Below are 9277 nucleotides of genomic sequence, written 5' to 3' on the forward strand. Positions count from 1 at the left end.
GCAGTAGGGTTCCTCTGCTGCCTACTGCCTACTGCCTACCATTTCGGCCAACCTGCGCACCGTGTTCCAGTTGCGCGAGGTGCCGATGCCGAGACGCTTGTGATTGGCGGCCGCAAGCAGCCGCGAGCTTGGCCGCTCGCGTGAGAACACGAGCCAGATGTCGCCGTCGACCAAAAGCACCGTCTCATCCTCGGCGGCGTAGGCCTGAAGCGAAGAGATGGCGTGCTCGGCGACAGGCTTGCGCATCACCCGCACCGCGACCTGGTCGCCGGCATCCGCCGACTCGGCCGGGAATGGATTGCCAATCGCAAGCTTCAACCAGTCGTCGGCGCTGCGCACGATGATGTCGACATGGCGGCCGAAGGTCTTTTCGAACGCTGTCTCCAGCTGTTGCTCGAGATCGGGAGCCTTGGTCGGCCGCGCTTCGAACACCAGATTGCCGGTCGCCACTAGCGTGCGGATGTTCTTCAGGCCCAGGCCTTCCGCCATCGCCTTGAGGTCGGCCATGACCACACGCCGCCCCTCGCCGAGGATGATGCTGTAGAGCAGCGCGACATAGGTCTGCATGGCCGCGCGCCCTAGACCAGGCGGCTCTGCTCCATCGCCGCCTCGATGAAGCTGGCAAACAGCGGGTGCGGGTCGAGCGGCCGGCTCTTCAGCTCCGGGTGGTACTGCACGCCGATGAACCAGGGATGGTCGGGGTATTCGACCGTCTCCGGCAGCACGCCATCGGGCGACATGCCGGCGAAGACCAGGCCACATTCCTCCAGCCGTTCCTTGTAGTCGATATTGACCTCGTAACGATGGCGGTGGCGCTCTGAAATCTGGGTGTCGCCGTAGATCTGGGCGATCTTCGACCCCTTGGCCAACTCGGCCTGATAGGCACCGAGCCGCATGGTGCCGCCGAGATCGCCGCTTGCCCTGCGCTTCTCCAGCATGTTGCCCTTCAGCCATTCGGTCATCAGGCCGACCACCGGTTCGTCGCTCGGACCGAACTCGGTCGACGAAGCATGCTCGACGCCGGCCAGCGAGCGTGCAGCCTCGATGCAGGCCATCTGCATCCCGAAGCAAATGCCGAAATAAGGCACCTTGCGCTCGCGGGCGAATTTCGCCGCCAGGATCTTGCCTTCCGAGCCGCGCTCGCCGAAGCCGCCGGGAACCAGAATGCCATGCACCTTTTCCAGCCACGGAGTCGGGTCTTCCTTCTCGAAGATCTCGCTCTCAATCCAGTCGAGCTTGACCTTGACGCGGTTGGCGAGGCCGCCATGCGACAGCGCCTCGATCAGTGACTTATAGGCATCCTTGAGGCCGGTGTACTTGCCAACGATGGCGATGGTCACTTCGCCTTCCGGATTGTGGATGCGATTGGAGAGCGCCTGCCAGGGCTCCATGCGCGGCTTCGGCGCCGGATCAATGCCGAAGGCGGCGAGCACTTCCGAATCCAGCCCCTCCTTGTGATAGGCCATCGGCACGTCGTAGATGTGCGGCACGTCGAGCGCCTGGATGACGGCGCTTTCGCGCACATTGCAGAACAGCGACAGCTTGCGGCGCTCTTCCTTGGGGATGGGCCGGTCGGCGCGCACCAAAAGAATGTCGGGCGCGATGCCGATGCCGCGCAACTCCTTGACCGAGTGCTGCGTCGGCTTGGTCTTCAATTCGCCGGCGGTCGGTATGTAGGGCATCAGGGTCAGATGCACATAGACCGCGTTGTTGCGCGGCAGGTCGTTGCCGAGTTGGCGGATCGCCTCGAGGAACGGCATGGCCTCGATGTCGCCGACCGTGCCGCCGATCTCGCACAGCACGAAATCGTAGTCGTCATTGCCGTCGAGGACGAAATGCTTGATCTCGTCGGTGACATGCGGAATGACCTGAACCGTGGCGCCGAGATAGTCGCCGCGCCGCTCCCGCTCGATGATGTTCTTGTAGATGCGGCCGGTGGTGATGTTGTCCTGCTGGTTTGCCGAGCGGCCGGTGAAGCGCTCATAATGGCCAAGGTCGAGGTCGGTTTCGGCGCCGTCATCGGTGACGAACACCTCGCCATGCTGGTACGGCGACATCGTGCCGGGGTCGACATTGAGGTAGGGATCGAGCTTTTTGATGCGCGCGCGATAACCCCGCGCTTGCAGGAGAGCCCCAAGAGCTGCCGCGGCGATGCCTTTTCCGAGTGAGGAAACCACGCCGCCAGTGATGAATACATATCGCGCCATGGGAGTCATCGCTTAACGCGGCCGGATTGATTCCGCCAGAGAAAAAACCGCCGCGAAGGCTTTTTCCCAAGAAGGCGCGAAGCCCCGAAGGGCAAGGAATAGTTTCAGTCAAAACAAAAGGGCCGGCTGAGCCGGCCCTTTCGGCATGATGGCAAAAGCCTCAGATGATAACGACCTTGGTGCCGACCTTGACCCGGCTGTAGAGGTCCATGACGTGCTCGTTGATCATGCGGAAGCAGCCGTTGGAGGCGCTGGTTCCGATCGACTGCGGCGCGATGGTGCCGTGGATGCGCAGGTGCGTGTCCTTCTTGCCGTCATAGAGATAGATAGCGCGCGCGCCGAGCGGGTTCTCGCCGCCACCGGGCATGCCGTCCTTGTACTGGCCGTAGTGCTTCGGTTCACGCTTCTGCATGTCGAGCGTCGGGATCCAGCGCGGCCATTCCTGCTTGTCGCCTACAGCGACCGTGCCCTTGAACTGCAGGCCTTCGCGGCCGACGGCAATCGCATAACGGCGCGCCGTGAAGGCTGATTCGACGAGGTAGAGACGCCGGGCGCTGGTGTCGATGACGATCGTGCCCGGCTCATAGCCGGTGAAAGTGACGTCCTGCGGCACGAATTCCGGCTTCACCTTGAACGGCTTCTTGGCGTCCTTCTTGGCGAGAGCCGAATCGAGGGCACGCGTCTCGGGCAGATAGCTGATCGATGACGACGATGAGCCGCCGAACAGTCCTGCGAACAGGCCACGGCTGCTCTGCTTCTGGCCGGGCGCCTCGCTGCGCAGCTCGCCATTGTTGCCGGTCAGCGCGACATTCATCGCCTCGGCCGGGATCGGCTCGGCCGACTGGATCGGTTCGACCGGCGCGATCGGCTCGATGATCTTGACAGTTTTCTTGCCGGGCTTGGCGTCGGCCACCTTCGTCTCGGCGGCGGACTGGCCCTTCTTTGCAAGCCATTCCTGACGGGCCGCGTCGGCCTTGGCCTTGGCTGCGTCGCGCATCGCCAGCTTGCGGGCTTCGAGCGCCTTGGTCCTGGCGGCTTCCTTGTCGGCCGCGATCTTGTCCTCGAGCTTGCTGATCTGGGCGAGATCGGCCGGAGTCGGGTTTTTCTTCTTCTTGAGAAGCTTCAGCTGCGTTGCGTCGCTTTTGACGGCGACATTGATGGCGCCGGTTATCTCGACTGATGGCGATGCGGCCATGTTTGCCGGCGTGCCGGCGAAGGCTGCGGAACTCATGCCGAGCACGGCAAAGAATCCCATGAAAATGAAGCTGCGAAGCTGCATGGCGAAGATCCGATCGTGTAATGCTTTGTTGCCACGGCGTCGCCCGGCGCCCCCCAAGGACGCCGAAAGTGCCGCGCGCAATGTATAATCGATCAGGCCACGACGCCTCAAGCGCGCCGTCAGGCTACGCCCGGTTGAATCTTCGTGAATGTGCGGCATTTGCCGCGACTGTGATCAAACGACAACAGATCGCGGCCCGATAAGCTTGCCGGGCTATTGGTTCGGAACCTGCGGTGTGACCGGCAAGGTGACGCCGTTGGCTGCCGGCGGGGTGGCCGGATTCGCTGGTGCCGGCGCAGGCGCTGTCGTCGCGGCGCCGTTGCCCGATGAGGGCGGCGTCGCCGATCCGCTGGCGGGTGCCGCCGGCGCCGTCGAGGTCGACGGAGCGGCCGGTGCGGTGGCGCCGGCCGGCGCGTTGCCCGGCAACTGGTCGAGCACGCCCTTGCCGGCGTTGCTGGACGACGCCGGAGCGCGATCGAGGATGTCGATCGGCTTTTCGCCGTAGCGCGCCACGAGTGACAAGGTGAGAGACGTTGCAAAGAAGGCAGCCGCCAGGATCGCGGTCGCCCGCGTCAACGCATTGGCGGCGCCGCGCGCCGTCATGAAACCGGAACCGCCACCGATACCGAGACCACCGCCTTCGGAGCGCTGCAGCAGCACCACGCCGACGAGCGCGAGCACGACCATAAGGTGAATGACGATCAGTACGGTTTCCATAGTTTATCCTGGCAAGGCCTTGCGCGGCCGCGGATACGACCGGTGATTTGGAGGCGGCTCCTTACAATGCTTTAGCGGCATTTCCAAGCCCGTGGCCGGAATATGGGGAGCAATGCGCCCTTTGCAACGATTTCGGCCGCGCCGGCCGGCTGGCTCCGCGACTAGGAGATATTCAGATAGGCTTCGGCGATGCCGAGGAAATCCGCCGCCTTCAGGCTGGCGCCGCCGACCAGCGCGCCGTCGACATTGGCGACGCCGAGCAACTCGACAGCGTTGGACGGCTTGACCGAGCCGCCGTAGAGGATCCGTATCTTTGCGGCCGCGCCGCCAAGCAGCTCCGTCAGCTTTGCGCGGATGTGCGCATGCGCCTCGGCGACGTCATCGGCGGTCGGCGTCAGGCCGGTGCCGATGGCCCAAACCGGTTCGTAGGCAATGACGGTGTTGGCCGCAGTGGCGCTTGTCGGCACCGAACCGGCGACCTGGCGCGACAGCACGTCGAGCGTCGTGCCTGCCTCGCGCTCGGCCCTTGTCTCGCCAATGCAGATGATAGCCACCAGCCCGGCCCGCCATGCCGCGGAGGCCTTGGCGTGGATGGTGGCATCGTCCTCGCTGAGATCGGCGCGGCACTCGGAGTGGCCGACGATGACGTGGCTGGCGCCGGCGTCCTTTAGCATCTCGGCCGAAATCCGTCCGGTGTAGGCACCGCTTTCCTTGGGATGGCAATCCTCGCCACCGGCCCGAACCGGGGTGCGCGAGAGGATTTCGGCGGCGTGCGAAAGCAGGGTCGCTGGCACGCAGACAAGCGCCTCCGTCTCGGCGTCGAGGCCGCTCATGAAGCCGTTGCCGATCATCCTCAGTTCGTTGAGCGAGGCGCTGGTGCCGTTCATTTTCCAGTTGCCGGCAACGAGCGGGCGGATTCCAGGCGTCATGGGCTTTGCTTCTCCAGGCGAGATTTGGCTTGCGCACTCACTATCAAAATCAGGCCACAAAGCAATCGACAGTGGACCGGAAGGGCGCTATTGCGCTTGTTTCAGACTCGGGCGCACGAAAAATGCGCAAAAATCGGAAGTAGGCATGCTTGGTATCTTGAGAAACGCGGCGGGCACCTGGGTCGCGAAGGCGTTGCTGTCTTTGCTGGTGATCAGCTTTGCCGTCTGGGGTATTTCGGGGCGTCTGTCGGGAACTTTGGGCGGCCATCATTCCGTGATCACGGCCGGCGGCACGGCGGTTTCGATCAACGAATACCGCCTCGCCTACGACCGCCAGATCAGCGTCATGTCGCAGCAGTTCGGCCAGCGCATCACGCGCGAGCAGGCGCAGGCCCTCGGCATCGACAACCAGGTACTGGCGCAGCTCGTTTCGGGCGCGGTGCTCGACGAGCAGGCCCGCAAGCTCGGACTTGGTCTGTCCAAGGACCGGCTCGCCGAACTCACGCGCGAGGATCCGGCCTTCAAGGGGCCAAGCGGCCAGTTCGACCGCAGGACGTTCGAATACCTGCTGCGTCAGATCGGCATGCGGCCCGAGGACTATCTGAAGAATCGCGCCCAGGTTGCGGTGCGCCAGCAGATCGTCGAGGCGGTTTCGGACGGCCTCAAGGCTCCGCAGACCTTCCTCAAGGCGGTCGCGCTCTACCGCGGCGAGGATCGCACCATCGACTATCTGACCTTGCCGAAGACGCTGGTCGAGCCGATCGAGGCGCCGTCTGACAGCGTGCTCCAGACCTATTTCGACGCCAACAAGAAGGCATATGCGGCGCCCGAATACCGCAAGTTCTCCTATGTCAGGCTCGAACCGCAGGACATCATGGACCCGACCGCGGTGACCGATCCGCAGATCAGCGACGACTACAACAAGAACAAGGGGCGCTACACGACGCCCGAGATGCGCACCATCGAGCAGCTGGTGTTTAAGACGCCGGACGCGGCCAAGGCCGCGTTCGATTCGCTGAAAGCGGGCGCGACTTTCGACAAGCTCGTCACCGCCGAGGGCAAAACCCAGGCCGACACGCTGCTTGGCACGCTCGCCCAGGACAAGATCGCCGACAAGGCGGTGGCCGACGCGGCCTTCAAGCTCGCCGCCAACGAGGTCAGCCCCGTCGTCCAGGGCGCCTTCGGCTCGGTGCTCCTGCGCGTCACCGAGATCAAGCCGGAGGTGGTGAAGCCCCTGGCCGAGGTGTCCGACCAGATCCGCAAGGACCTGGCGCTCGGCGAGGCCAGCCGCATCCTGCTCGACGTGCACGACAGCTACGAAGACACGCGCGCTTCCGGCAGTTCGCTTGCCGACGCCGCCGCCAAGCTGAAGCTCAAGGTCGTCACCGTCGACGCGATCGACCGCACCGGCCAGCGGCCAGACGACACCATCGTCAAGGACCTGCCGGAGTCGGCGGATCTCATCAAGGCGGTGTTCGTCGCCGAGCCCGGCACCGAGAATGAGGGCCTGACCACCGCCGACAACGGCTTCGTCTTCTACGAAGTCGGATCGATCACGCCGGCGCGCGACCGCACGCTGGATGAAGTCCGCCAGAAGGTGGTGGCCGACTGGACGGCGGCGGAAACGGAAAAGCGGCTTGCCGCCAAGGCGGACGAGCTCGAGAAGCGGCTCAAGGCCGGGGCCACGCTCGATGTGATCGCTGGCGAACTCAAGCTCGAGAAGCAGACCAAGCGCGGCCTGAAGCGCGAAGCCGATGACGCCGATTTCGGCAAGGAAGGCGCCGCCGAGATGTTCGGTGTCGGCGAAGGCGGCACCGGGCTGATCCCCTCGCCCACCGGCGACGGCCAGATCCTCTACAAGGTGGCTGAAGTCTTCGAGCCGGCCGGCGCCGATGCCAGCTCCGTGCCTGACGACGCGCAGAAATCGTTCACTGCCGGCATGTCGGACGACCTGCTCGACCAGTTGGTGGCGCAGTTGCAAACGCAATACGACGTCCGCATCGACCAGACCGCCGTTACCCAGGCGCAGGCCCGATGAGCGCGCTGAAGAGCCATATCGCCAAGGTGGCGGCAGGCACCCCTCTCTCGTTCGAGGAAGCGCGCGAGGCGTTCGAAATCATCATGTCTGGCGACGCGACGCCCGGCCAGATCGGCGGCTTCCTGATGGCGCTGCGCGTGCGCGGCGAGGCGGTGAGTGAGATTTCCGGCGCCGTCGCCACCATGCGCGCCAAGATGCTGCGCGTCGAGGCTCCGCACGGTGCCATCGACATCGTCGGCACCGGCGGCGACAATTCGCACAGCGTCAATATCTCGACGGGTTCCGCCTTCGTCATTGCGGCAAGTGGCGTGCCCGTGGCCAAGCACGGCAATCGCGGCCTGTCCTCGCTGACGGGCGCCGCCGACGTGCTCACCGCGCTCGGCGTCAAGATCGATATCGGACCGGAGACGATTGGCCGCTGCATCCATGAAGCCGGCGTCGGCTTCATGTTCGCGCCGGCGCATCATCCGGCGATGAAGCATGTCGGCCCGATCCGGGGCGAGCTTGGCACGCGCACCATCTTCAACTTGCTCGGACCGTTGTCCAATCCGGCCGGCGTCAGCAGGCAGATGGTCGGCGTGTTCCTGCCGGAATGGATCATGCCGGTTGCTGAGGCGTTGAAGGCGCTGGGCACCGAGCACGCCTGGGTCGTTCACGGCGACGGCTATGACGAGATCACCACCACCGGCGAGACGCAGGTGGCGGAACTTGCCGGCGGCGAGATCCGCACCTTCGCGCTCACCCCCGAGGCGGTCGGCCTGAAGCGCCATACCAAGGACGAGTTGCGCGGCGGCGACGCGGCCTACAATGCCAAGGCGCTGCGCGATATGCTGGGAGGTGCCGCGGGCGCCTATCGCGACACCGTGCTGATGAATGCCGGTGCCGGCCTGGTGGTGGCCGGCAAGGCAACAACGCTGGCCGACGGCATGGCGAGCGCTGCGCAAGCGATCGACAGTGGCCGGGCGCTCCAGGTGCTCGGCCGGCTGGTCGAAATTTCGAACGGGTAGAGCCTTGTCCGACATCCTGCGCAAGATCGAAGCCTACAAGCGCGAGGAGATCGCGGCGGCGAAGCGGCGCGTGCCGCTGGCCGAGATCAAGGCGCGGGCAGATGGCGCCGAGGCGCCGCGCGGTTTTCTTGCCGCGCTCGAAGCCAGGCGCGCGGCCGGCAGCTTCGGGCTGATCGCCGAGATCAAGAAGGCGAGCCCGTCCAAGGGGCTGATCCGCGCCGATTTTGATCCGCCGGCGCTGGCCAGGGCCTACGCGAAAGGTGGCGCCGCCTGTCTGTCGGTGCTGACCGACGAGCCGTCCTTCCAAGGTGCGCCGGAATTCCTCGCCGCCGCCCGCGCCGCCGTTGTCCTGCCCGCGCTTCGCAAGGATTTCCTGTTCGACGCCTATCAGGTGTTCGAGGCCCGCGCCTGGGGTGCCGACGCCATCCTAATCATCATGGCGAGCGTCGACGACGCGATGGCTCGCGAGCTCGAGTCTGCGGCCTTCGAACTCGGCATGGATGCGCTGGTCGAAGTGCATGACGAGGCCGAGATGGAGCGGGCGCTCCGGCTCTCCTCGCGGCTAATCGGCATCAACAACCGCGACCTAAGGACATTCGAGACCAGCCTGGACGTTTCGGAGCGGCTGGCGGCGATGGTGCCGGCCGACCGGCTGCTGGTCAGCGAAAGCGGCATCTTCACGCATCAGGACTGCCGCAGGCTGGAGAAGTGCAAGATCGGCACTTTCCTGGTCGGCGAGAGCCTGATGCGGCAAGCCGATGTGGCCGCCGCAACGCAGCTTCTGCTCACGGGCAGGGCGCCAGCCGAGGCGCTCTGACCATGGCGACCTCCCTCACCCACCTTGGCGCTTCGGGCGAAGCCAACATGGTCGACGTCGGCGACAAGGCCGAGACGGTGCGCACCGCGATCGCCGAGGGTTTTGTCTCGATGCGCGCCGAAACGCTGGAGATGATCCTTGCCGGCGATGCCAAGAAGGGCGACGTGCTTGGCACCGCGCGCATTGCCGGCATCATGGCGGCGAAACGCGCGCATGAACTGATCCCGCTCTGCCATCCGCTGCTCCTGACCAAGGTTTCGGTGGACATCGAGCCGGACACGTC

At 65.0% G+C, this 9277-nt stretch carries 9 protein-coding genes; 4 read left to right on the forward strand and 5 right to left on the reverse strand.

Features of this window, described 5'->3' with window-relative positions:
* Positions 1-21: 21 nt before the first annotated feature.
* The 5 genes from EN745_RS22910 to tpiA all read right to left on the reverse strand — a co-directional run bounded on the left by EN745_RS22910 (position 22) and on the right by tpiA (position 5132).
* Positions 22-567, reverse strand: coding sequence for a DUF1697 domain-containing protein (locus tag EN745_RS22910; RefSeq protein ID WP_127422330.1), 546 nt, complete (start codon positions 565-567; stop codon positions 22-24).
* Between the two features lie 11 nt (positions 568-578).
* Positions 579-2216 carry a CTP synthase gene (locus EN745_RS22915; protein WP_127422331.1) on the reverse strand — a complete coding sequence of 546 codons (1638 nt, stop codon included), beginning with the start codon at positions 2214-2216 and terminating at the stop codon, positions 579-581.
* Positions 2217-2367: 151 nt separating this feature from the next.
* Positions 2368-3486, reverse strand: a complete 1119-nt coding sequence (locus EN745_RS22920) for a L,D-transpeptidase (protein WP_126054485.1) — start codon at positions 3484-3486, stop codon at positions 2368-2370.
* A 213-nt stretch (positions 3487-3699) separates the two neighbouring features.
* Positions 3700-4203 (reverse strand): preprotein translocase subunit SecG, encoded by a 504-nt coding sequence (gene secG / locus EN745_RS22925; protein WP_126054484.1) that lies wholly within the window; start codon positions 4201-4203, stop codon positions 3700-3702.
* A 161-nt stretch (positions 4204-4364) separates the two neighbouring features.
* Positions 4365-5132 (reverse strand): triose-phosphate isomerase, encoded by a 768-nt coding sequence (gene tpiA / locus EN745_RS22930; protein WP_126054483.1) that lies wholly within the window; start codon positions 5130-5132, stop codon positions 4365-4367.
* 145 nt (positions 5133-5277) lie between these two features.
* Here tpiA and EN745_RS22935 point away from each other — a divergent pair, with 145 nt between their 5' ends.
* The 4 genes from EN745_RS22935 to EN745_RS22950 all read left to right on the forward strand — a co-directional run.
* A complete protein-coding gene (locus EN745_RS22935; protein ID WP_127422332.1) occupies positions 5278-7170 on the forward strand; it encodes a SurA N-terminal domain-containing protein in 1893 nt (630 codons plus the stop codon).
* The gene (trpD, locus tag EN745_RS22940; RefSeq protein WP_126054482.1) at positions 7167-8177 is read left to right on the forward strand and encodes an anthranilate phosphoribosyltransferase; all 1011 of its coding nucleotides are present in this window, start codon (positions 7167-7169) and stop codon (positions 8175-8177) included. Before EN745_RS22935 ends, trpD begins: the two co-directional genes overlap by 4 nt.
* Before the next feature lie 4 nt (positions 8178-8181).
* Complete coding sequence (gene trpC / locus EN745_RS22945) at positions 8182-8994, forward strand: indole-3-glycerol phosphate synthase TrpC (protein ID WP_127407715.1); 813 nt, start codon at positions 8182-8184, stop codon at positions 8992-8994.
* A gap of 2 nt (positions 8995-8996) precedes the next feature.
* Positions 8997-9277: cyclic pyranopterin monophosphate synthase MoaC (locus EN745_RS22950; protein ID WP_281034786.1), on the forward strand; the 281-nt coding region annotated here is incomplete at its 3' end.

This window comes from Mesorhizobium sp. M4A.F.Ca.ET.022.05.2.1, from assembly GCF_003998845.1.
In the GTDB taxonomy this organism is placed as follows: domain Bacteria; phylum Pseudomonadota; class Alphaproteobacteria; order Rhizobiales; family Rhizobiaceae; genus Mesorhizobium.